At 29.8% G+C, this 23,654-nt stretch carries 26 protein-coding genes and 1 pseudogene; all 27 read left to right on the forward strand.

Annotated elements, in window-relative coordinates:
- Positions 1-60 precede the first annotated feature (60 nt).
- Positions 61-474, forward strand: a complete 414-nt coding sequence (locus MSCUN_RS04730; protein ID WP_095608548.1) for a hypothetical protein — start codon at positions 61-63, stop codon at positions 472-474.
- Positions 475-501: 27 nt separating this feature from the next.
- On the forward strand, positions 502-1,098 hold the full coding sequence (locus MSCUN_RS04735) for a hypothetical protein (RefSeq protein WP_095608547.1): 597 nt from the start codon (positions 502-504) through the stop codon (positions 1,096-1,098).
- Between the two features lie 54 nt (positions 1,099-1,152).
- On the forward strand, positions 1,153-1,575 hold the full coding sequence (locus MSCUN_RS04740; RefSeq protein WP_095608546.1) for a hypothetical protein: 423 nt from the start codon (positions 1,153-1,155) through the stop codon (positions 1,573-1,575).
- 23 nt (positions 1,576-1,598) lie between these two features.
- Positions 1,599-1,988 (forward strand): hypothetical protein, encoded by a 390-nt coding sequence (locus MSCUN_RS04745; RefSeq protein WP_095608545.1) that lies wholly within the window; start codon positions 1,599-1,601, stop codon positions 1,986-1,988.
- A 227-nt stretch (positions 1,989-2,215) separates the two neighbouring features.
- Entirely contained in the window at positions 2,216-2,728 is a 513-nt protein-coding gene (locus MSCUN_RS04750) for a hypothetical protein (RefSeq protein WP_095608544.1), read from the forward strand.
- A 114-nt stretch (positions 2,729-2,842) separates the two neighbouring features.
- Positions 2,843-3,142: a hypothetical protein gene (locus tag MSCUN_RS04755; protein ID WP_095608543.1), complete on the forward strand. Its 300-nt coding sequence runs from the start codon at positions 2,843-2,845 to the stop codon at positions 3,140-3,142.
- Positions 3,143-3,260: 118 nt separating this feature from the next.
- Complete coding sequence (locus MSCUN_RS04760; RefSeq protein WP_095608542.1) at positions 3,261-3,623, forward strand: hypothetical protein; 363 nt, start codon at positions 3,261-3,263, stop codon at positions 3,621-3,623.
- An 88-nt stretch (positions 3,624-3,711) separates the two neighbouring features.
- Entirely contained in the window at positions 3,712-4,446 is a 735-nt protein-coding gene (locus tag MSCUN_RS04765; protein ID WP_095608541.1) for a hypothetical protein, read from the forward strand.
- Positions 4,447-4,455: 9 nt separating this feature from the next.
- Complete coding sequence (locus tag MSCUN_RS04770) at positions 4,456-4,785, forward strand: hypothetical protein (protein WP_095608540.1); 330 nt, start codon at positions 4,456-4,458, stop codon at positions 4,783-4,785.
- A 97-nt stretch (positions 4,786-4,882) separates the two neighbouring features.
- Entirely contained in the window at positions 4,883-5,596 is a 714-nt protein-coding gene (locus tag MSCUN_RS04775) for an ERF family protein (RefSeq protein WP_095608539.1), read from the forward strand.
- A 412-nt stretch (positions 5,597-6,008) separates the two neighbouring features.
- Positions 6,009-6,296, forward strand: a complete 288-nt coding sequence (locus tag MSCUN_RS04780; RefSeq protein WP_146192111.1) for a hypothetical protein — start codon at positions 6,009-6,011, stop codon at positions 6,294-6,296.
- A gap of 219 nt (positions 6,297-6,515) precedes the next feature.
- On the forward strand, positions 6,516-6,701 hold the full coding sequence (locus tag MSCUN_RS04785; RefSeq protein WP_095608537.1) for a TFIIB-type zinc ribbon-containing protein: 186 nt from the start codon (positions 6,516-6,518) through the stop codon (positions 6,699-6,701).
- Between the two features lie 153 nt (positions 6,702-6,854).
- Entirely contained in the window at positions 6,855-7,037 is a 183-nt protein-coding gene (locus MSCUN_RS04790; RefSeq protein ID WP_095608536.1) for a hypothetical protein, read from the forward strand.
- The gene (locus tag MSCUN_RS04795) at positions 7,027-7,326 is read left to right on the forward strand and encodes a hypothetical protein (RefSeq protein WP_095608535.1); all 300 of its coding nucleotides are present in this window, start codon (positions 7,027-7,029) and stop codon (positions 7,324-7,326) included. Before MSCUN_RS04790 ends, MSCUN_RS04795 begins: the two co-directional genes overlap by 11 nt.
- Positions 7,327-7,384: 58 nt before the next feature.
- Positions 7,385-7,630 (forward strand): annotated as a pseudogene (locus MSCUN_RS04800) (hypothetical protein); the annotation flags it as partial.
- Positions 7,631-7,637: 7 nt separating this feature from the next.
- Entirely contained in the window at positions 7,638-7,760 is a 123-nt protein-coding gene (locus tag MSCUN_RS08435) for a hypothetical protein (RefSeq protein WP_275542262.1), read from the forward strand.
- A 75-nt stretch (positions 7,761-7,835) separates the two neighbouring features.
- Positions 7,836-8,477 (forward strand): hypothetical protein, encoded by a 642-nt coding sequence (locus MSCUN_RS04805; protein WP_095608533.1) that lies wholly within the window; start codon positions 7,836-7,838, stop codon positions 8,475-8,477.
- Between the two features lie 6 nt (positions 8,478-8,483).
- Positions 8,484-9,947: a phage terminase large subunit family protein gene (locus MSCUN_RS04810; RefSeq protein WP_095608532.1), complete on the forward strand. Its 1,464-nt coding sequence runs from the start codon at positions 8,484-8,486 to the stop codon at positions 9,945-9,947.
- Positions 9,948-9,985: 38 nt separating this feature from the next.
- Positions 9,986-11,662: a phage portal protein gene (locus MSCUN_RS04815; protein ID WP_095608531.1), complete on the forward strand. Its 1,677-nt coding sequence runs from the start codon at positions 9,986-9,988 to the stop codon at positions 11,660-11,662.
- A 25-nt stretch (positions 11,663-11,687) separates the two neighbouring features.
- A complete protein-coding gene (locus MSCUN_RS04820; RefSeq protein WP_170104049.1) occupies positions 11,688-12,443 on the forward strand; it encodes a phage minor head protein in 756 nt (251 codons plus the stop codon).
- A 376-nt stretch (positions 12,444-12,819) separates the two neighbouring features.
- On the forward strand, positions 12,820-15,030 hold the full coding sequence (locus tag MSCUN_RS04825; RefSeq protein WP_245837641.1) for an XkdF-like putative serine protease domain-containing protein: 2,211 nt from the start codon (positions 12,820-12,822) through the stop codon (positions 15,028-15,030).
- Between the two features lie 215 nt (positions 15,031-15,245).
- Entirely contained in the window at positions 15,246-15,668 is a 423-nt protein-coding gene (locus MSCUN_RS04835) for a hypothetical protein (protein ID WP_146192112.1), read from the forward strand.
- Complete coding sequence (locus MSCUN_RS04840) at positions 15,665-16,096, forward strand: HK97 gp10 family phage protein (RefSeq protein WP_095608526.1); 432 nt, start codon at positions 15,665-15,667, stop codon at positions 16,094-16,096. The genes MSCUN_RS04835 and MSCUN_RS04840 overlap by 4 nt, the downstream gene beginning before the upstream one ends.
- Entirely contained in the window at positions 16,093-16,743 is a 651-nt protein-coding gene (locus MSCUN_RS04845; protein WP_095608525.1) for a hypothetical protein, read from the forward strand. The genes MSCUN_RS04840 and MSCUN_RS04845 overlap by 4 nt, the downstream gene beginning before the upstream one ends.
- Before the next feature lie 67 nt (positions 16,744-16,810).
- Positions 16,811-17,917, forward strand: coding sequence for a phage tail tube protein (locus MSCUN_RS04850; protein ID WP_095608524.1), 1,107 nt, complete (start codon positions 16,811-16,813; stop codon positions 17,915-17,917).
- A gap of 51 nt (positions 17,918-17,968) precedes the next feature.
- Entirely contained in the window at positions 17,969-18,382 is a 414-nt protein-coding gene (locus MSCUN_RS04855; RefSeq protein ID WP_095608523.1) for a hypothetical protein, read from the forward strand.
- 555 nt (positions 18,383-18,937) lie between these two features.
- The gene (locus MSCUN_RS04860) at positions 18,938-23,602 is read left to right on the forward strand and encodes a phage tail protein (protein WP_095608522.1); all 4,665 of its coding nucleotides are present in this window, start codon (positions 18,938-18,940) and stop codon (positions 23,600-23,602) included.
- Positions 23,603-23,654: the final 52 nt, after the last annotated feature.

The raw sequence follows: 23,654 nt of genomic DNA on the forward strand, positions 1-23,654 counted from the left end.
TAGGGGTCCGTCTCGTGGGCTCAGGGATGTGTATTAGAGACATATATAAATATTATTATAATGTTACGTGTAGAAATAGAACCAACAAAAATAATCCAAGAACACCCGGTAATCATATCAAAAACAAAACACGAAAGAAAAGGAAAAACAAGAAAATCATACAAAAAATACACAGTTACATTCCCATACTGGTATATCGAACTATACAATACAGGAAAAGATATATACATATACAAACAAGAAAACAATTACTACATCACACCAACAGAACCAATAAGCCTACCAAAAGAAGAATACAAACATATCACAATACAACAAATAAAATCACCACTCACAACAAAAATAATTATACCTAAAAAACTAGTCATAAACATACAAAATTACAATACAATAAAATACATATTCATTCCAGACAAAACAGACCCTATAACAAACACGCATGGAACATTAAAATTCATTCCAATAAACAAATAACAAAAAAAAGTAATGGAGTGAACACAATTGAAAAAAATAAAAGACCTCACACCAGAGGAACTAGAAAAAAGAAAAAAAACAAACAAAAAAATAATAATAGGATTCATCATAGCACTAATACTAATATTCCTATTAGTCATGTTCACAGGAAATACAAACACAACACCAAATAACAATACAAACACAAAAGCAATAATAACAGAAAAAAACATAACACTCCCAGCACAAACAAATGTAAATGAATCAATAGAATACAATTACACACAATACGGCTTAAATGACAAAAACCTAAATGATGGTTACATGTCACAAATAAACCTAAATGGAAAAACATATTTACTACCTGAAAATACAACAAGTGGTCTATATAATTACAGTCAAAATTATCATAATATATACAATGAATACATGACAGCAGTAAAAACAAATGACTTCAGTAATCTAGAAGAAACAACTGATGGAATACTTATAGACAAAACAATAACATTCGAATATGAAACAATAAATGGAAAAAATATAGTAACTAATATCTATGATGAAAATGGAACAAAACTTAATGGAAGTACAATAAAATCAAATCAAACTGAAATAAGCATACTTGGTGGTGATTATTACACAGAGTAATCACTACTCTTGCACTGTTTTTATTGTAATTTAATATATATGGAGGTGTAATTTATGAGTTATTTTTTTAAACGTAGTAATGATGATAAGAAGCTTGTTATTAATTATGAAAATCAGCTAACTAAACTTGGGCATAAATATACTACTGATGCTGGACAAAAAAGGGAGTATACTGATTTTAGTGTAATTTTTCCTAGCTCATTGAGGAATTATCTTTGTCCTGATGGTAAGTCAGATATTTATTTTTATAAGGCAAATGATGATACAATTCATATTGTGGGAGTTAATCCGGGTTCAATGTATGAGTATGAAAAGGTTAATGTTGTGGAGCGGAATCCTAATCAATTTGGTATTGTACTTCCAAAGCATTTGTATAATAATTTATCCAATTATCATAATTTCAGGTATATTTTTAACCCTGATGAGGTAGAGTTTGTTAGTGGTAAACAAGGGATTATTGTAGCGGAGCCATTTTAATTTATTATATGGAGGTAATAATTGTGAATATTATTGAGGATGAAAATAAAAATATAATTGTGGAGCAATCTGCAAAAATTGGTCATGAAACTAGAAAAGCAAAAAATAAAGCTGGAAAGGAAAAAGTTTATAAAATAAAAATTATTCGATTACCTGAATTGGTAAGAAGTTTTTTTAATGATTATGTTTATATTTATGATATGGATGGAACAAGTTATATAACTTCGGATGAACCTGCACCTATTATAAATTTTTGTAAAAGAAAAATTTTTTCTAAAGAGCCCAGAATTTCTTTGTCTGACAAAGTATTTCCTATTTCTGATGATGATACAGAATTTGTTTTTCGCGTGAATATGAATAGATATGATTATGTGACGGGTAAAAGAGGGTTGGTAGAGGTTTGTGTTCGTTGAATACTTTTTTTATTACTCTCTTTTTTATTAGTAATTTTATAATAGAAACATTTAAATATTATAATCAATATACATAGTATCAGTATAAGACCTCATACAAATATTATGGGAGGGTCAAGTATTTTTTATTTTTTATCCATATATTTTTTAGTAAATATATAATAGAAACATTTAAATACTATAACTTATATACTATAATATAGAAAAACACAAAGAGGTTATTCAAAATGACAAAAAAAATAAAAACAATACAAAACAAAAAACTAGAACAAAAAATAATAAATGAAATAAATAAAAAACATTCAAAACAATACACAACAGCTTCAAACTTCATGAAAAGAGCAGAACAAAAACACAGAGCAAACCCATACAACTATGCAATATGGGAAATTAGGTACAATGTAGATTATTTAACTGGTAAAATATCTACACTAAAAATAAGCATGAAAGGAGAACACCTAAGAACATATAATAATAAAGGTTACATAAACAATCCTAAATATATGGAGCTTACAGCTCTTGAAATAAAAACAAAAGAATTAAAAAAAATGATATACAATCACAAAGAAGACGAAACATTAACAAGCATCTTATTTGATTGGAGTATAGAAAATAAAAAAAATTATTTTAAATTCACCAAAGAAGAATATGTGAACAATAATATGGATGAGCTAAAAAATGAATTAAACAAAATTTATAATTTAGTTGAAAGTTATATTATTGCTAATTGTGGTGATTAAAGTAAAGTAAATTTTATTTTTACTTTACTATTTTTTTAGTAAATATATAATAGAAACATTTAAATACTATAATTTATATAATATTATATAGAAAAACACAAAGAGGTAAAAAAAATGCTAAACAAAAAACAAATATTGGAAAATCCAAACCAAAACCAAATAGAGGAAATTCTAGCAGTCATAGAAAAAAACATAGAAACAATACAAAACCAAATAATAAAATTGGAACTATCAAATAAAGAACATACAAACCAATATATAATGCTCCAAGAACAAGAGCTACTGAACAAACTAGAACTAAATAAGGTGTGGACAATATATGGCATAATAGAATCAGACTTTAAAGGAAATGAAAAAAGCATAAATCAAATTTATTCAGATGTACAAGAATTAATTTATAAATATTTGGTATAATAAGATAGGGTAAATTTTATTTTTACTTTATTATTTTTTTAGTAAATTTATAATAGAAACATTTATATACTAAAATAAATATAATATAATATAGACAATAAAAAAGAGGTAATTAAAAATGAAAAATAAAAATCAAAAAAAAATAAAAGAAATAAGTCAAACAATACAAACAACACACAACCAAATAAAAATACCCCAAGTAAATACAAAACAACTACAAAAAGAACTACAAATAACAAAACAAAACCTACAACAAAAAATAATGACACTAAACCAACAAAGACACAATGAAACAACAGATACAAAAACAAAACTAAAAATATGTGATGAATACAAAAACACAAAAGAATACCTAAAAGAAATTACAATGGCATACAATGAAATACAATCAATCAACAAAAAACTTGACGAAATCACAACAAGTCTATTCAACACACATGAAGCAATACAAAAACTAAATTTATACCAATATGTATTATGAGAGAATTTATTTTTTTCTCTCATTAACATTTTTTGAATATGGATACAAAAAAATAAGGAATAAGAAAAATAAAATGGAAGTGAAAATAATGGAAACAACAATAGAAGTAAAAAAAAGGAATAAATGCAACCAAATCTATGAATATTTTTCAGAACTAATTGGACGATACGAATTTGATGCATATGACCAAAAAAATATAATGGACAAACTAGAAAACTTCACAAATGATGTAGCACCCCAAGTTCCAGAAAATGAAAGAATGGACAGCATAAAAGAAAACTATGACCTTGACAAAATTCTAGAAACAGCAGAATACTATTGGAGCGAAGAAAATACGTGGAAAGCAGGAAAAGACAATTCAAAATTCATGAAATATACTGAATTCAAAGAGTATCTATGGGACAAAATAAATAAAATCCTTGATGGTATAATGCTACAACTTCAAGAAAAAGAAAAAACACTAACAACACCTTGCAATGATGATACAAAACTCGTATGTATATCAAATGAAATATATTGTCTAGGAGGATATGTAGATAAAAGAACATATCGTGATTTCTACAATATATCTGCAAAATTCGATAGGTACGATGTAAGAATATGTACTGAATATGAAGCAGATTATTTTGACAAAAAAATGCTTGATATGGATAAAGAAAAAATGTATGAATTAAACAAAGAAATATCTGCAGAAAATTGGAAAATAATAAAACATTACTTCACATACTATTATCCTTCGGGGAAATGGGTTGTACTTGAATGTGATGTTAACAGAGTGTCAGAAGTGTTAGGAATTGAAATCCATGAAAAACAAGAAAACTGAGAAAATAAAATGATAGATATAAGAATATTCAACCATAATCATACTGAAGTAGTTGCATATGTACCTGCAACAGATAACCTCACATGTCATAATGAAGCTCCCTGTAATAATGAAGGGGGAAACATGGGACTTGTAAGAATAAAATATGGTGAACAAAAAGGAAACCTAGCAATAATCTATTGGAATGAACTATGGGAAAGTAGTGCATTCGGAGAATTAATAACTGACAAAGATGCGTTTGACCTTTGTTTCGACAAAAATAAAACACACCTGATAGAAGAATTAGGAATTAATCCTAATCGAGAGTATGAGGAACATGAAGTAGAGTGCTTATTTTAACTCTACTCTTTTTAGGTCATTCTTTTTGACCTAAAATTTAATATACTAGTAAAAATAAAAATAATAAATAAGAAAAAACAAAAGAGAGTGAAAAACAATGAATATCAAAACAATGAAAAAAATAAATGATGGAAGAAGCTACTTTCAGCAACAAGATGTAAAAAAAAGTGGAAAAAATAAATACCAACATTTCAACTATTTTGAACTACAGGATATAATACCCGTCAAAAATGAAATCTGTACAAAATTCAAAATAGCAGACTACTTCATATTTGACATAGAAAAACAAAATGCAAGACTTGAAATATATGACCTTGAACAAGATGACCATCAAGACCCTGTCACATTTCAAATACTTATCCCTGAACCACAAGAAATGAATTCAACAAAAAGAATGCAAGAAATAGGAGCACTTCAAACATATAGTCACCGATATCTACTCCTACAATTCCTAGATGTAACAGAATGTGATAGAATCGATGCAACAAACACTTCAAAAATCACTGGTGAAAACAAAACAAATAAGAAAGTTCAGAAATCAAAAACTAAAAAAGTTGAAAAAACAACATCTTCATCCGATGAACAAAACCAGGCACTTATCGGACTTGACAAAAAAACAGAAGATAAAGCAGAAACCGTACTAAACACAATCAAAGACACATTACCCGAAACATCAAAAATGTACGGAAAAATGTATTTAAGCATACTTGACCATCCAAATTTCCAGAAAGAATACAACTATAGTGATAGTTCTATCAAAGATGCAAGAAAAATAGTAGTAGAAGGTATAGAAAAAGGAATTTACAAGTAGATTCCTTTTATTTCTATGATTATTATTCCGGGATTAGATTAAACAAATATTTATATAATTATGGCTCATACTTTTACTGTCAAGGTATGAAAAAGGGTGGGAGCGAATAATAGGAAATCATAAGAAAAACCTAATGTTAAAGTTAAATCATACAATAAAAAGGGGAAGCTACCTGGGAATAAGCTAGATGCTGTATTAGAAAAAATATTACCAAATTAATCGTCATATAGGCATAAACGTTAAGATTTTTACTTTATTATTTTAAGTGTTGAAAAAAAATTAAATTAAAATTCCAGTTTTTTAAAGTTCTAAATTTTTATCAGGGAAAAAAATGAAAAAATAACTAGCTTAAAATTTAACTTCCCCTTCCTATTTTGTATTTATATAAAAAATAAAATCACTTATTTTTTTCATGATGGTAATGATTCAAAAAAAATACTCTCAAAAAAAATGTCGATGGTGTAATAATACATTCATACCAAAAGCACCACATCAACTATACTGTGATACTGAATGTAGTAGAAACGCAAAACGCAAGTATGGAAATGACAGAGTAAGAAAATATCGAAGAAAATATAAACATATCCTCACCCAAGAAATAGGAACAGGAAATTTGTATGGACATAGACACCCAAACCTAGAAGTAGAATACAAAAAAATTGTAGCAGAATTCAGACGACTTCACCTCCAGCATAAATAATATATTTTACTTTTTTTTTTAAAAGCGTTACACTTATAGTAAGGAGAGGTAATTTTTTTTTTACATAATCTTTTTGTCTTATGGTTGAATTACTATGAAAAAAAATAGAAATAAAAATAAAATAAAAAAATTGCTAAGGGAATATCTGCCTCTCATATTTGGAGTACTAGGGCTTATTATATCATTTATTCATGAGCTACGAATGGGAATCATTACATTATGACAAAAAAAAGGAAAAATAAAATAATAAAAATGTGTCCTGAATGTCATAGCACAAAATTCCAAAAAGATATCAGACACCAAGAAACATACTGCACAAAATGTGGATTAGTTATCCTAGCTCCACTAACAAGTGGAATAATATATCCTGGATATATGTATGTAGATATCACAAAAAAAATATAATTGTTGTAGATTCATGGATACATAAAACAAGAAAAGAATTGAATCAGTACAAAATGAACAAAAAATAAATAATCTCTTTTTTTAAAATGAATAATCTACACAAAAAAATAATCATTAAAAACACATAAAAAAGAAAAGAAGGTAAAAAAAATCATGGAAATTAAAGAACTGGATATCACAAAAATAGTAATTATCGTATTTGTAGGAATAGCATCAGTATTATCAATATATTTGAACGTTTCAGATATACCTGCATTATGCCTAGGAGGTCTAATAGGGTACTTATCTAAGGATATACCTGTAACGGATTTAGGAATTGATGAATATGGTAAATAAAACAAAAATAACTCCTTTAAATGACATTAATTCCCTTGAATCAACAGTAGAAGAATACAGGATAGGAAATCTTGAAAAAAAAGTAATAACAAATCAAGAAGAAATAATGAAAGAACTCCGACAAATCAGAAAGGACATAAATAAAGATCATGAAAAAGTAATAAAACTAGAATTAATGTATGGTATTCTTGATGACAAATTCAGAAAACAAGAAAGCTACGTAAAAGCGATAACCACGACAATAATAGCACAAATAATATTATTTTTATTACAAATTTTCACAAGGTGATTCCTGGTGTCAAATAAAGGATACAATGAAGAAAGAACAGTAGTACAAATATTATGCAGTTGAAGTGAAAAGTAGTAAAAATGATCATATCTACATAAGAAGTGAACAAGTAGAAGAACTTGTACATTTTTCACATGGATTCGGAGCAACACCTATCGTAGTTGCAAAATTTACATGGAAACCTTATAAGGTATTTGATATAATTGAACTTGAAACAACAGATTCAGGAACATATGCAATTCATAAAAAGAATATTGATAAACAATTTAATTTAAATGATTATATTACAAATTTGAGAGGTTGAAATTAAAATGGAATTTGAAAAAATAACACTTGATGAAATACCCTTTGATAGTGTGGATAGCACCTCATGGATTGCTCCATTTGTGTGGGGACGAATAGGTAATTATACAATTTCAAAAATATTATTATAATTACTGGTTATGGCATCAGAAATATAAAACAGAAAAAAAATAAAAAAAATATTGAATTAGAAGAGGTTAATAATTATGAGTACTGCTGCAGAACATATTTGGGAGTACAGATATCCTCACGAAAGCACAAAAGCATTTGACTTATTCGCGAAATATCTTAAACTTGGAACAGGCAGATCTCTAACAAAATTAAAGGCAGAATATGGTATTGATATATCACTCAGACAATTAAAAGAATACAGTCGAAAATATGATTGGGTGTCAAGAGCAGAAGCAAAAGACGATTATGACATTCAAAAACAAATGCATCAACAAGAAAAAGAAAAAGAACAATATTTCCAGAAAAGATTAGAACGAATAAATCAGTACCATGATGCTACAGATGCTGTACTTCAAACATTACTTATTGATCTGGGATTAATTCCAAATCCTGAAACTAAAAGACTAGAAAAAAATGAATCAATCAAAAGTACTAGTGTAGCAAGTAGTTTGAAAAACCTTACAGATGCAAATGTGAATAATACTAAACTAGCACTTAGATTCCTAGGACTGCCTGAAACAATCAAAGACACGCAAAATATTAACATGGAAGCGAATACAACAAGCATGGTGAATACAAAATTAAATATTCAAAAGACACTTCATGATGAACAATTTATGAATAATGAACTCAGATTTATGAAAAAGCTTGTAGACAAAGATAAAGAACAAAAGTGATTAGTTATGATGAACACTGCTAATGAACATGGAATACTAGGACTTGGACGTTGGAGTATGCTAATAAATGGTGGACGTTGGAAACCACGTGACTTTGACCTCATCATTATTGAATTACTACAATATGCAATACAAGGTAAAATGTCAAAATTGTTACTTAGCGTTCCATCAAGGCATGGGAAATCCACATTAATTTCAAAGAATTTTTGTAGTTATTTCTTATCACATTTTCCTAATGAGCAGATAATACTTTCATCATACAGTCAACGTCTAGCAAGTGAGTTCGGCGGAAGTGTAAAAGACATCATCAATTACTATGGTTACCTCTCACCATATGAAGTAAAAGTTAGTAGTGATAATAAAGCAAAAAATAAATTTCAAATAGCAAAGCCTTACGATGGTCAGATGCTTGCTGTAGGAGCTGGGGGAAGTATCCTGGGATTTGGAGCAGGACTGTTCATTATTGATGACCCTATAAAATCAGTGAATGAAGCAGAAAGTGAAACAATCCAACAAAGACTACGTAACTGGTTTAGTGGAACAGCAAAAACAAGACTACAAAAACGTACAGATGGAAAACCCCCTATAATGATTGTAATTGCACAAAGACTGCACCTTAAGGACTTACATGGAATTATCAAAGAAACAGAACCAGTTATCAGTGGACTTGAAGCACTAAAAATTCTACGTGGTGGTGAATCCATAGACCCAAATGTATGGGTTGATGTGAACATGCCTGCAATATGCACAGACCCCGAATCTGATATCCTAAGACGAAAAAAGAATGAAGTACTATGGGAAGATCAACGAAGCTACGATTGGCTCATGAAAGAAAAACAAGCAATGGGTAGCTACTTGTTCAACGCGATTTATCAAGGTGACCCTAAAGAGCGTGAAGGAAATATATTCAAACGTGAATGGTTTTATGATGAACTTACAGACAAACTAAATTGTGTTATTGATGAAAATAAGATATGTGATATACCTACACTACGGTATTGGGACTTCGCAGGAAGTGGTGAACAAGGAGATGAAACAAGTGGAGTATTAACAGGGTATGATGGAAAGAATCTTTATGTTCTAGACCTTGTAAATGGTAAATTCACTGCAAGTCAAACAAAAAATAAATTCATAAAATCTGCGTACAAAGATGGAAAAAAAACATTCATTAAAATAGAACAAGAACCAGGAAGTGCTTCGAAAATATTGATAAATAATCTTCAACGTGAACTTCAAGGATACACAATAAGAGCTGATAAAGTAACACGTGCTAAGAATATGCGTAGCTTTGAACTTGAAGCACTTTGTGAGGACAGACATTTCAAAATTATTAAAGCACCTTGGAATGAAAAATTAGTGGATCAATTAATAAATTTTACTGGTCGTGAGGGTGGTAAAGATGATATTGTGGACAGTTTGACTGGAAGTGCTAGGTATTGGCTTAAGAAAAAACCAAAAATAAATGTATAATTAATTTTTTTTAGAAGGTGAAGATAATTACAGAATATATGAATGATGATAAAGAATTGCTATCAAGCAGTTATCTTGTTACAGTTGATAATTATGATACATATAGCAATCCACAACTCATAGACCGTAACACATATAGTCAGTATGCATTCAAAAATGGAAGCTTTAGTAGGAGTGCACAGATAGATATGGATAAGTGGGAGGGTTATAAAGTTCCTGAGTATCCTCTTCAATTTCTGAGTGGATTACTTCGTTTAAATGTTTTTCATGAGCAATGTTGTGATATTATAAGTAATGCTGTTGTAGGTCATGGCTGGGATATAGTACCTGTATCAGACATTGACTATGACCCAAATGTAGAAAATAAAAATAAAATAATAGACCTTATAACTCATTTTTCAAAAGATTTACGAGAAGAACTTCAAGAAGTCATATATGATTATGAAGCTCTTGGTTGTGCAGGAATTGAACTTATACGTGATACTGAAGACTCTGACCATCATATCATTGATATTAAACGACTTGATATTACATATTGTATGCTTCATAATGATGAAGTTAGAATTAAACAAGAATATAATGGTGAACATGCATTTTTCGTGCTTTATGGAAAGAATTATGATGAAAATGGAATTAAATATGATGTAAATAGATATACAGGTGAAATTGTAGAACAAGGTAGTTTGTCTTTTGATGAAACAGCACATGAAGTAATATGGGTAACTAAATATAAAACTAATTCTGCTAATTATGGAAGTGCTAAGATAACTACAGAACTTGATACAATAAAAAGTGAAATTGGAAGAGCTAATTTTAATAATAAATTTTTTGAAAATTATGGGCTTCCTGCTTTCGCTGTATCTATTAGCGGGGACTTCCAAGATTACGATGTGCCTGAATATTTTGACGATGGAACAAAAAATCCTGACTATGATATAACGAAGACCTTAAGATACAAGGTAGCAAGTCAAATCAAAGAAGTAATTAAAAATCCTCATAGTGCAGTAGTTCTCAGTGTTCCAACTCTTGATGAAACACCAGCTAACATACAATTTACTCCACTAAGTAATGATGTGAAAGAAGCTAGTTTTAGACTGCTTAGACAAGATAATAAAGAGGAAATTTGTGCAAGTCATGGAATTAGTAGTGACTTGATTGGTACAACAAAAACAGGTAATCTTGGAGGAAATACTGCACTTGCTGATTATGAGGGTTTTGTTGAAAGAGTGATTGCTCCATTACAAACACTTTTTGAAAATCGTTTTAATAAAATTATCATTCAACAAGATTGGGGTATTTTTGACTGGATTTTTAAATTTAATCAAATTCGTAAAACTGATATTAGTGAACAAATAACTCAGATAAAAGACTTGCTTGATTATGGACTTATTACAAGGAGACAAGCAATAGAAAAAATTGGTAAACAGTTTGGAGCATCAGCGGATCCTAATAACCCTCTTCTTGATGAATATACAATTAAAGGGGTTCCTGAACGTGTTGTATTTGAAGAGTCAATTGAAGACTTTGATGATAGTTTCTTTGAAAATGTACAACAACAATTATTAGATGAAGCAGAACGAATAGAGAGGGAAGGAAATGACACAACAACAGTATCTGATAATGAGCTTCAAAACATTTCAGGCAAAAAAGCTCAATCAAGAATTCAACAAATTTTTAAAAATGAGTTTAAAGCTAGAAAAAAAATTAGAAAATGAGCTGTACGAAAAATATACTGGTGTTATGTTTCAACAGATAATTGATGTCATCACTAGAAATCTTGACTATCCATCTATGAACTTGAATATACTTGAAAATGAATTATATATGCTTCTTAGCAATTATGATGAATGGTATAACGAACTTATGGATAGTTATGTGGAGCAGAGTATGGAACTAGCACGACAAAGACATCAACAATATACTGAACTGCTTCACAATAAGGAAGTTACTAACTCTCTTTTATCAGATGATATAACAAAAAAATCATGGTTTAAACTTATAAGTAATAAGGTAAAATCAAGATTTAAAAGAACAAGAAAAAAAACAAGTTTGACTGGAAAACTTAAAGCTAAAAATTACAGGTTGAAAAGACAAAAAAAATATACTAATTCTACATTTTCAAAAAGAACAACAAAAAAAGTAAGTAGAGTAATTCAAAAACACTATAAAAATAAAAAAGATACAGTCCACTTGAAAAAATCATTAAATGATAAATTAAGAAAAATTTTTAATGAGGATGCAAAAAGAATGGCTGAAAGCATAATACAAGGTTCAAAAAATGAGTCAGCATATGATGAAATTATGAATGATGAATCAATAAAAAATAAACAATGGATTACCCAAGGTGATGATAAAGTTAGGGATAGTCATGCAGAATTGGAAGGTACGATTATCCCTAAGGACGAAGTATTTCCGAATGGACTTGAATTTCCTCGTGATGATAGAGGTGATGCTGAAGAAGTTATTAATTGTCGATGTGAGTTGTTACCTGCTTAGTCATAACTTATTTTTTATTTTTTTTTATACAAATTTTAGTTATTTATACTCATTATTAGGTCATTGTTTATGAACTAACTATTAATGCTAAACACGAAAAAAGAAAATACTGTGATTTTAGTATTCAACAATAAACAATGTTTAAAATTAATTTTATTTTTTTTATGTTGGTGAGTAAAAAAAAGATTAAATTGGATTCAAAGTTCCAAGCTCACCTAAAAAACTATACTTACTATATTATACTATAAAACTTGTCTTATAACCTCCGAAAAAAAAGATAAAAACTAGAATTTAAAATAAAAAAAATAACATGACTGTCGAACACTAATATAAAAAAAGATGAAAAAGTGAGTGGTGAAACAAAATTAATGAAACAATAACAGTAACCGCACCAGTATTCCTCCCCAACACTCCAGACTGTGACTATGCAGATGGAGAGGAATTACTAACACCTGAAAAAATACAACAACTTGCATCAAGTTTCAAAAATTATAATATCATTGATTATGAACACCAATTTACAAATAAGACAAAACCCTACTACCTGCAACAAGTAGGTAAACCTGTACAAATGTGGATAAGTCAAAAAGACAATAATTTCACCGATGTAACAGGGACTACTCAGACAATACCTGCAGGAACACTATGGCTTACCAGTGAAATATATAATCCTGTGATGATTCAGGCAATCAAAGAAAAAAGAATTACAGCTTATAGTGCAACAACTGCTGAAAAAAAATATGCTGATGAACTCATGAACCTAGTTAATACAAGTACTAGTGCTAAAAGTCATCAAAAAGAAGTTCAAAAATTAGCAGACAAAATAAGTTTTAAAAGAACACTTATCAAAGATATTAAAGACCCTGTACTTTTCACAGTCACACTAACAGGAATGCCTTGTGTAGGTAGTGCTATGTTTTGTCAATCATGTTTACTTGATGCTAATGAGAGTAATAAATCAATTGATGAGGAAAAAAAGATGGATAAAACAACATTCTTAGAAAAATTAGTAGCTTTTTTCAAATCATTAGAATATGAGGAAAAAGAACAGGAATCATCTGATGAAAAAGAAATAACATCAACAGATGAGCCAACAACAGATAATAAACCAGTTGTTGATGAATCAAAAGAATCTGATGAAAAACCTGAACAGGAATCAACAACTGATGAAGAAGAAACAACATCAACAGATAAACCAGAATCAACCGATAAACCAAAAGAATCGGAAGAGCCAAAAGAATCTGATAAACCTAAAGAATCTGAGGATACAACAACTGATGATGAAAAAGAGGAAGAAGAGGAAAAACGTAAACGCCTCCAATCAAAAAAAAGCAATGTAAAACCAACAACAAGTAAAAAATCATCAGCCAAACCCAAACCAAACCCAACAAGAAACATAACCACCAAATCCAAACAAATCAAAGTAAATGATGGAATAGGAGAATCACAAAAAATGAAGAAAATACATGAAAGTGAAGTAATATATGATATCATCAAAAATGGGGTAAGTACAAAATCAATAGGAAAAGAAAACATAAGTTTTAAAAATACAGGTATCATTCCAGCATTTGATAATCAAGCATTGCTAAACATGATTTACAATCCAACAATACAAGAATCATTTAAAGCAAGTTTCACAGAAGAAAATACAAATAAAGCAGTATTAGAAACAAATCTTTTCGCAACTTACGTAAAAAAATTAATTCTAAGTGACCCAATTCTTGAAGATGCAACATACCAAACAGTATACGGTGAAAAAGCAAACATCTATACAATAGGACTCTCAGGAGAAGTAACACAAGATGGTATATTACCTGAACATTACTACTTCGATAAAGATCCTGCAGAAACAAATATTGATATTGGAAAAGATGTGCTTGAACCTGTACCTCAAAGAGCAAAACTTGTTATATCAGACAGACAAGTAAGAAATAATGTATATGGTCAAGACTTATTAAGCAATGCTCTTAGTCTCACACAAGACGCATTTAATCGTGGAGTAAGTACAGCAAGAGTATTCGGAAACACAAAACTTGGAGAAACAGTTGATAAACAATACACACGTAGAGATGGTCTTCTTGTATCAGCAGGACAACAACTTGTATCAGGTACAGACTTTGATGTAGCAGATGGAATTATATCAATCTTTGAAGACATGTTCTATTCACTACCTGAAGAAGCACAAAATGAAGATGATTACACATTCTATGTCCCAACCAATGTTTACAGAGCATACTATAACTATTTCATTAACAAAGTAGGTGATAAAGTTGTAGATATACTCACAACAAGAATACCTCTATATTGGGAAAATATACCTATAAAAACAAGCCCTACACTTAATAATGCAAAAGCAAGAACAGACTTAGATGGTGGTAAAGCATCAATACTTCTTACAAATCCAAAAAATACAAACTTTGGTGTGGGAAGAAATCTTACAATTGAACCTGATAGACATGCAGATACCAGTAGTAACACATACTTCTACACAATGGATTCAGATGCTAAATATAGTATCCCTGATTATGCTGTTGTTGCAAAAATGACTGATGATGAATATAAAGCACTACCTAAAGTAGAACCATAAAATGAGGTAAAAATAATGCTACCTACATATGAAAAAATAAAATTAGATCAGCGCGTAAAAGCTAAAGGGCGTTACAATCTTATTCGGACTGAAATAAATAATCTTGAAAAAAAATTAATGAACTTGCTGAAACTGTTGAATCACTTCCTAAGAGTGATTCTTCATCTTCTACAAATGATACAGAATAATTTTATATTAAAAAAATACCAATGGTGGTGAGGATAATAACTTTTTATTGCAATGTTGTTGATGTAATTAATTTTACTCAAATAACTCCAGCAAAATTGGGTATTGATGTAAGAAAAGATCCAAATAAATTAGAAGAAATCATATTAAAATGGATAACTCATGCTTCAAATATGATCGATGAATATACAAACAATCCTAAAAAAGAAACAGAAATACCACCCATTTATGAAAATGTATGTCTACGAATTACAGCTCATATGGTAGCAAGTGCAGAAATTTACAAAAATACAAGTATGGTAAATATAAATGAATGGACAGAGAGATATGTTCCTCTTAGGATATTTACCCAAGCTGAAAAAGATGACTTAGAACCTTACAAAAAATCAACAGTTGATTACCGAAATTCAGAAATTGAAATGTTAACAATAACAGGAAATAAAGTATTATGAAATTTGAAATCAACCTTAAAAAAAATAAAGACATAGATTACAGCAATAAATCAAGTAAAATACAAAAAGAAATGCTAAACAAAACAGGACTAAAAGCATACACCTCTGTAAAAGATAAAACACCAAAACGAACAGGTGAACTAAGAGGAGCATGGAGCATGACAAAAAACAGTCAACAAGTCAAAATACAAAATAAACTGCCTTATGCATTATACTTAGAAGCAGGTACAGGTATCTATGGTAATAGAGGAGCACCAATTTTCCCAAAAACTGCTCCTTTCCTCCAATTTGAAATTGATGGGCAAATCATAAGAACATTATCAGTAAAAGGAATCAAACCTGTAAAAATGGCAGAAAAAACTATTGATGAAATTGAAAAACAATTACCTGTGCTATGGAGTGAAACAATAGAAAGGTGTATGAAATGACAAGAACAACAACAATTACCACAGTACTAGAGGAAATTTATAATACTGTAGAAACATGGATCAATACAGAAATTAGTAATGATGGAATACTTGGTGATGTAGAAGATTTTATTACTACACTTCAAAACGAAAGACCATTAACAACTCCATCAATTTGGATGCAAAAACATAATTGGCAACCCGTAAAATCAGAGTCAATTAATAAACATTCGATGATTACAGTTGAATTTCCTATTGAATTTGACTGTATAGAATACTCTAATGACTTGGAAGAGGGGGAACAAAGAGCTAATAATCTTGTTGGGCGCGTTATTGATTCAATCCTAAAACATTATACAAGACGAAGCATCAAAGAACTATTCAAGTTTGTAGGCTTTGAAGTAAAAGAAGGTTATCCTAACGGAAATCTTAAAGTAAATGGAAAACAGGAAGTTATACCTGTTGCTGGTGTTTTGGTATTATTCAAAGTTCAATTCCTTTGGAATAATTGTCTTGTTAGTATTATTGATGAGGATAATACAATGAGTGAATCAGTAATTGACATTACTCAGGAATCAGTGAGTATTGATGATTCAGATAGTTCTAAGTCAATTAGTGATATTGAAAGTATAATTTTTAAAAATAATGTTCTAGAACAAAAAGAATAATTATTTTTTTTTAAGTTAAACTAAAAAAAAATTTTAAACATTAAAAAAAAGAAAGGATGATAAAAAAATGACTCAAGTAGTTTCATTCAGTCCTGAACAAAAATGGGCAAACGAAGCAGAAGATGATGATACACATATAAGAGCAGATAAAGCAAATGCAAGCTTAAACGCTGAACCTGTAACATTAAACGGGGGAAGTAAAACAATACAAAAAATGAGAGTAGGTTATCCAGAGCCATCAAGTGAAATGGATACTGCAATAGATACAAAAGTATTCCACAAATACATGTACTATACTTTGGGGAATTATGCTCATTCAACAACAACAGTAAATGGACAATCAAAACATTGTCATGAATTTTACGGAGGAGACTCTACAAAACTACCTAGTGCAACAACAAGACTTACATATGATGTAGATGATTATGTTCTTGAAAAAACGTTACTAGGTTGTGTAATGGATGAATTTAACCTGGAGACAAGTGATGAGCTTAGTACTGCTTCACTTTCAATGATTTACAGAACTGAAAAATCTAAAAAAATATCACAAACAGAGCAAGATATACGTGAAGTAGATGCAGTACCCTTTATAGGTTATGATTATCAAATAACACTTGGTGGAGTAGATAGTTATGTATTTAATGAACTAAAACTAAGTATAAAAAATAATCATAAAATCGACGGTGCTAGAGGACTGGGTAACAGATTCTACGGAAGACAACCAAACGTAGGAGAACGTGAAATACAATTAGAACTCACAACTGTATTTGATACAGATAACCTAGAAACAGTTATCAAATCAGAATACGGTGATGAAAATTTAGAAACAATTACAGATGAAAATGGATACTGGATACCATCAAAATGTAAACTTTTCACAATTCCCCTAAAATTAAAAATAATGACCTGTGAAGATGCAACAGAGTATGTTGAAATTGAAATACTTAACTGTATAATCAGCATTGATCCGTTAGAATTTAGTGGTAGTGATGATGTAGAAGTAAAACTCACCCTTCAAGCTACAGGAACAAAAAAAGTAGCACTTAATAGTGGAGTAGAAAAAAGAACTGATATTCGATGTATTGTTGTAAATGATCAAGAAGAAATTACCCCTTCAATAAAAACAGCAACAACAACACCTAGTTCAACATACACTAGTACTGAAGAAGAATAGATAAAGATAGTAAAAATAAAAATATAATATTTTTTTTTGGGAGGCAATAATATGGCATTTGAAGACCTATTAGCAGGAACAAACGAACAAGTACCTATATTTCTTGAATCAACAGGTACAACTGAAAACGTTAGAAAAATAAATGTGGCAGAAACAAAAAATTACAGAAGAATAATAAACAAAGCACTTGGAACAATCAACACAACAGAAAGAACAAAAGGTAGACGTTCACAAGGAACTGAAGCAGTAGCAAAACTGAACCTTGCTGATACAAGTGAAGCAGAATACGATGCAAATGTATACCTTATCAAATGTAGTTTCAATATCGACGGTCAAACAATCAATGAAAAAGATATAACTGAAAGATTATCTAATGATGTATTTGATGAACTTGTAACAAAACTTAAAAAATTAAATGCTCTTGATGATGATATCAACCTTGAAGATGAGGTAAAAAAGTCTTAAAATCAAATGAAGGCAAACATCTTATCAGACTGGATTTTTTTGGATATCATTTAGCAAAATCTTATGATGAATTAACTCCAGCACAAGCATTATTTATTGATATAGGACGAACTGAGTTAGAAAACCAAAGAAATAATCCTGATAAGAAATAATAATAAAAACAATAATCTTAAAATATTGTTTCATCACTTCACTCTTTTTTTAGCAATAATTTTAAGCCTAGTATTATTTTTTTTAAATAATTTATTCTAGTACACCTCTTTTTTTTCATAATTTAAAACCAGAAAATTGGTGGATAATAAAAAAAAATTGTATGGGATGAAAAAAAAGGAAAAATTAAATTTTTTTTTTTATGAGTAGAAAAAAAAGTAGTATAGTCTAATATAGTATAGTAAAAAAAAACTTTTAAAAATTAAAATAATTATTTTTTTTATATTTTTTTTCGTTACCCTTAATCTCTTCACTCATAAAAACTTTTTATAATCCTTATTTTCAATATTCCTCAATCTTATCCACATTATCCAAAAAAAAAATAATAGGAGGCATTAATCAAAAATGGTATCACAACAAATTCTACAAATCATTCTGAAAGCAAAAGATGAAATGAGCAAAAACCTTGAAAAAATAGATAAGGCAATGAAAAAAGTAGAAAACACAGCAAAAACATCAAACAGTCAAGTAGCTAACAGCAATAAACAAGTTACTGATTCGATAAACAAACAAATCCCAGTTATCACCAAAGTAGAAAATGCATATACAAAAATGAAAACAACAGTAAATAATGCATTCAATATGATGAAAACAAGCATACAAAATACAGCAACAAAACTAAGCACATCAATCAAAGAAAGTAGTCTAGCACAACCTTTCCTTAACTCAGCAGAAAAAATCAAACAAAAATGGCAAACAACGATGGAACACATCAAAAGTCAAGCAGATAAATTAGCAAACACAAAACGAACAATAAACATAGATACAAAAACAAGCAATATACAAGAAACAACATCACTCATTGATAAACTTAAAATCAAAATAGGAGAAACAGCACAAAAATGTTTAAACTTAAAAAACTCATCATCAAATAGTTTTACATCAATGTCAAATAGTACTAATCAAGCCAAAAATAGTATAAATGGACTCACAACAAGCATATCAAAACTTAGTAGTCCTGTAAATAGCATTAAAACTTCATTCGCATCATTATCTACCAGCATAAAAACAAGTTTCAATAGCATTAAAAGTGGAGTAACAAGTTCACTAACAAGCATTCAAACAAGCGGAACAAATGCTTTCAGCCGATTAAGTAGTAATGTTTCACAAAGTATTTCAAATATGAAAACAAAGGTAAATGCAGATCTTAATTCAATAAGAATGGAAACACTAAAGTTTGAATCAAAAGCAATACAACTTAAAATTCAAACACAAGGAGCAAGTGAAGCTGTAGGGCAACTTAATCTACTTGAAAGAACAGTAGCAGTAGCAAAAGGAACATTACAAACACTATCACCAACAAGTATGAGTGCATTTCAATCAATAAGTAATTCCTGTTCAAATGCGATTAATACTGTTCAAACAAAATTTAATTCATTAAAAACATCAGCATCAGATGCATTTAATAATATTAAAACAAAAGCTGGAGAAGTAAAAAATAGTATAAGTAATATTTCATCAAATATGGGAATGTTATCAGGAACAATTTCAACAGCATTTGGAATGATAGGAGTATCAAGCCTAACTGAATTTACAATAGGTGCTGCCCGAGCAAGAGAACAAATTACCTCAGTAACAAACGGAATTACAGGAAGTGCTGAAGCAACAAAACATTTACAATCATCAATAAAGGAAGCAACAAGTGGAGGGGTTGTAGGATTTAATAAAGTTGCAGGAGCAGTAAATCAAATAGGATTAAAATATAATCTAACTAATGCACAACTTGAAAAAACACCACCTTTATTAAATTCAATCGGAACATATGCAATGGCAATGGGTAAAGATGGTGAAACCGCCGCTAATTGGATGAATAAAGCATATGATGGACTTAATGGAAATTTCCTTGTACTTCAAAGAAATCTGGGAATAACCAAACAACAATTAATAGACAATGGTTGGAAAGGAACAGCTGAAGATGTTGATGGATATACTCAAGCTTTACAACGTTGTCTTGAAAAAAAACCTGAAATGAATGACTTTTTAAACTCATTTGATGGAAAACTTATGAAATTTAAGATGACTGTTCAAGGTGTAGGGAGGGAAATTGGTGAATATTTACTTCCTATTTTAACAGGTTTCCTTGATTTTATGAGTTCTCTTGAACAAAGATTTCCGGGCATTACAAAGGTAATTGTAATTCTTGGACTTGCAATTATGGCACTTTCTGCAGTAAGTATGATTGTTCTTCCTATTGTTCAACTTGTTGAAGCATTAAAACTGATGAGTATTGTTTCACGTGCCGCGGCGATTGCTCAGACATTACTAAATGTTGCTATGAGTATGAATCCTATTATGATTGTTGTTATTGCAATTGTTGCTCTAATCGGTGTTTTAGTATATCTTTATAATACAAATGAAGATGTTAGAAATACAATTAATGCAATTGGAAGTGCAATTATGGGAGGACTTCAAAGTGCGTTTAATTGGTTGATGAGTGGTATTCAATGGGTAATTGATGGATTTAATAATTTTTCAAGTAGTGTTGGAAGTGCTGTTGATGGAATTGTTCAATGGTTTATTGCTCTTCCTGGAAATATTTATAATTGTCTTGAATCATTACTTACAACAATAGGTGAATGGTTCTCTGGATTAATTACAAATTTAATTACTTGGGGTGGTGAATTATTAAATAATATTATTCAATGGTTTGTGAATTTACCTGCAACTATTTCCGAATATTTAAATCAATTAATTTTATCGCTTGGTGAATGGTTTAGTGGACTTCTTACAAAACTTACAGAGTGGGGTATGAGTATTCTTACTGGTATTGTTCAATGGCTTATAACATTACCTCAACAATTTATGCTTTATCTGAATATTATTATTCTGAATGTTTCGACTTGGGCTATGAATTTATATACTTGTTTTGTGAATTCTGCGTGGAATGCTGTTACAGGTTTTATTAGCTGGATTTGTCAACTTCCAGGTCAACTTTGGACTTGGCTTATGCAAACGATTTCAACGGTTGTAAGTTGGATTCCTGGATTTTCACAAAAGGGTGTTACAGCAGGTACTGATTTTTTAAAAGGTATAATTGATAAAATTAAAAAAATACCTAGTGATATTTGGACTTGGCTTCAAAATACAATAAGTAAGGTTAAAACATGGATTCCTAGCTTTGTACAAAAAGCTCAGGAAAGTGCAAGAAAATTCGCAGATAAATTCAAAGAAAAAATAAAACAACTTCCTCAAATCATGTGGGACGAACTTATGCGAATTGGAGATAAAATAAAAAATAGTGTTGGTGATCTGGTAGGAAAAATAAAAGATCTAGGACGACAAATGTTAGATGGATTTAAAAATGCTCTTGGTATTCACAGTCCTGGATATATGTATCATGCAATTGCAGGGGAGATGAGATATCTAGATAAAGAAATTCTTGGAAATCGAATGACTTTAAATGATGCAACTGAAAAACTAGGAGAATCAATGATAGCAGGATTTAATAAAAATGATTTTAATTCAATGTCTGATACTTATAATAAGGCTATTTCAAATATGAATACAGTAGCACCTACAATTGAAACTCCAACAACTCTTCCAGATACTATTGAATCTACATCAACAGCAATAGGACAAGAGGGAAATATGATGAGTAATATGAAAATTCCTTCAGAACAAATTGCTACAGATAGTCAAATGATGATGAGCTCAATTTCATTACTCACTTCAACTGTAAATCCACAACTTGCTTCAATTGACTCAAATTTAAAAAATATTTCACTTTCAAGTACTCAAGGAGCAAATATTGTCGCACAAAATAACTTACAAATTATTTCAAGTTATACTCAATTAGCTTCTATGATGACACAACAACTAGATAATATTACAAATAAAAATAAAAATTCATGGATAAGCATCAAAAAAACAACACAAGATAATCTAAATTCAATTTTCAAAAGTACAAAATCAGTTACAACACAAATGATTCAAGCATGGGAAAAAATGAAAACTAGTATAATAAGTGCGGCTCAACAAATTAAATCACAAAGTGAACAAAGATTTAACAGTTTATGGAATACAATACGAACATTTTATAATAGAATTAGAAATCCGGGAGGTGCAGGTTCACCAGGAGCAGGAGGAAGTAGACGTGGAAGAACTTCAAATAGAAGTATTGGATCAGTAGTAAGAAGAAGTGTTAGACCCCTTACACAAGTTCAACAAAATTCAAAAATGAATCCCATAACATTAAGACCTTTACTTACAGGTGCTGAAATAGAATACATGAAAAGTCCAAATAGTAATCTAATTGCTACACCTGATATTCTACGATATTTCGATGAAAAAGGTAAAGGTGCAGGCTGGAGTGACATTGTAACACCTAACGTAAATTGGATAAGAAACAAGACTAATGAATGGAAAGTAAATGGTCCTAAAATCTTTGGTAAATATTCAACAGGAAATGACTTATTCAAAGTTAAGGAATTTGAAAACGGAACGCCTACAATAAGCTATGACACTTTCCGTCGTATGGCTGAAAATGTATTTAGCCAATGTCATTACGAATTTTACTGGGATAGTGAACGGTACGGAAATTGGGTCGCCGCGGCACATAATGGGGGTATGAATTGTAGTGATAGTACAGACTTCCTCATTGCTCTTGCTCATGCTTGTGGACTTCCTGCAAGTAAAGTTCATGGACATTGGAATCAATTCGGACATTACTGGGCGAATGTTGCAGGTCACAAGATGGATACTACGGGGTGGATGAATCGTAGAACTTGGACACCTGCTCAGAGTCATGCAGGTTCTCCATCAAAACTTGAATTAACCAACAGTGATAGTGGAACAAATGATAATATAACACATAGTGGTGAAATTACACTAAATTTAAATTTAAATATTGATGGAGGTAATAATCTTGACCGTGATAGTATAACAAGTATTGTACGTGAAACACTTGGAAATCGTGATACCTTGAAAATGATTGCACGTAATAAGGATTTCCAGGAAATTGATGCGAATATGAAAATTAAAATGAATAAGAGTGTTTTAAGAAATGGATAATAATATCCAACTATCCTTTTTTTTTTAATTCACTCATTTTTTTTTTATAAAA

Origin of the sequence: Methanosphaera cuniculi (assembly GCF_003149675.1) — an archaeon.
Taxonomy (GTDB): domain Archaea; phylum Methanobacteriota; class Methanobacteria; order Methanobacteriales; family Methanobacteriaceae; genus Methanosphaera; species Methanosphaera cuniculi.

Coding starts and splice junctions, on each gene's coding strand:
- MSCUN_RS04730 (WP_095608548.1), top strand. CDS start 61: ATGTTACGTGTAGAAATAGAACCAACAAAAATAATCCAAGAACACCCG.
- MSCUN_RS04740 (WP_095608546.1), top strand. CDS start 1,153: ATGAGTTATTTTTTTAAACGTAGTAATGATGATAAGAAGCTTGTTATT.
- MSCUN_RS04750 (WP_095608544.1), top strand. CDS start 2,216: ATGACAAAAAAAATAAAAACAATACAAAACAAAAAACTAGAACAAAAA.
- MSCUN_RS04755 (WP_095608543.1), top strand. CDS start 2,843: ATGCTAAACAAAAAACAAATATTGGAAAATCCAAACCAAAACCAAATA.
- MSCUN_RS04760 (WP_095608542.1), top strand. CDS start 3,261: ATGAAAAATAAAAATCAAAAAAAAATAAAAGAAATAAGTCAAACAATA.
- MSCUN_RS04765 (WP_095608541.1), top strand. CDS start 3,712: ATGGAAACAACAATAGAAGTAAAAAAAAGGAATAAATGCAACCAAATC.
- MSCUN_RS04770 (WP_095608540.1), top strand. CDS start 4,456: ATGATAGATATAAGAATATTCAACCATAATCATACTGAAGTAGTTGCA.
- MSCUN_RS04775 (WP_095608539.1), top strand. CDS start 4,883: ATGAATATCAAAACAATGAAAAAAATAAATGATGGAAGAAGCTACTTT.
- MSCUN_RS04780 (WP_146192111.1), top strand. CDS start 6,009: ATGATGGTAATGATTCAAAAAAAATACTCTCAAAAAAAATGTCGATGG.
- MSCUN_RS04785 (WP_095608537.1), top strand. CDS start 6,516: ATGACAAAAAAAAGGAAAAATAAAATAATAAAAATGTGTCCTGAATGT.
- MSCUN_RS04790 (WP_095608536.1), top strand. CDS start 6,855: ATGGAAATTAAAGAACTGGATATCACAAAAATAGTAATTATCGTATTT.
- MSCUN_RS04795 (WP_095608535.1), top strand. CDS start 7,027: ATGGTAAATAAAACAAAAATAACTCCTTTAAATGACATTAATTCCCTT.
- MSCUN_RS08435 (WP_275542262.1), top strand. CDS start 7,638: ATGGAATTTGAAAAAATAACACTTGATGAAATACCCTTTGATAGTGTG.
- MSCUN_RS04805 (WP_095608533.1), top strand. CDS start 7,836: ATGAGTACTGCTGCAGAACATATTTGGGAGTACAGATATCCTCACGAA.
- MSCUN_RS04810 (WP_095608532.1), top strand. CDS start 8,484: ATGATGAACACTGCTAATGAACATGGAATACTAGGACTTGGACGTTGG.
- MSCUN_RS04815 (WP_095608531.1), top strand. CDS start 9,986: ATGAATGATGATAAAGAATTGCTATCAAGCAGTTATCTTGTTACAGTT.
- MSCUN_RS04820 (WP_170104049.1), top strand. CDS start 11,688: ATGTTTCAACAGATAATTGATGTCATCACTAGAAATCTTGACTATCCA.
- MSCUN_RS04840 (WP_095608526.1), top strand. CDS start 15,665: ATGAAATTTGAAATCAACCTTAAAAAAAATAAAGACATAGATTACAGC.
- MSCUN_RS04845 (WP_095608525.1), top strand. CDS start 16,093: ATGACAAGAACAACAACAATTACCACAGTACTAGAGGAAATTTATAAT.
- MSCUN_RS04850 (WP_095608524.1), top strand. CDS start 16,811: ATGACTCAAGTAGTTTCATTCAGTCCTGAACAAAAATGGGCAAACGAA.
- MSCUN_RS04855 (WP_095608523.1), top strand. CDS start 17,969: ATGGCATTTGAAGACCTATTAGCAGGAACAAACGAACAAGTACCTATA.
- MSCUN_RS04860 (WP_095608522.1), top strand. CDS start 18,938: ATGGTATCACAACAAATTCTACAAATCATTCTGAAAGCAAAAGATGAA.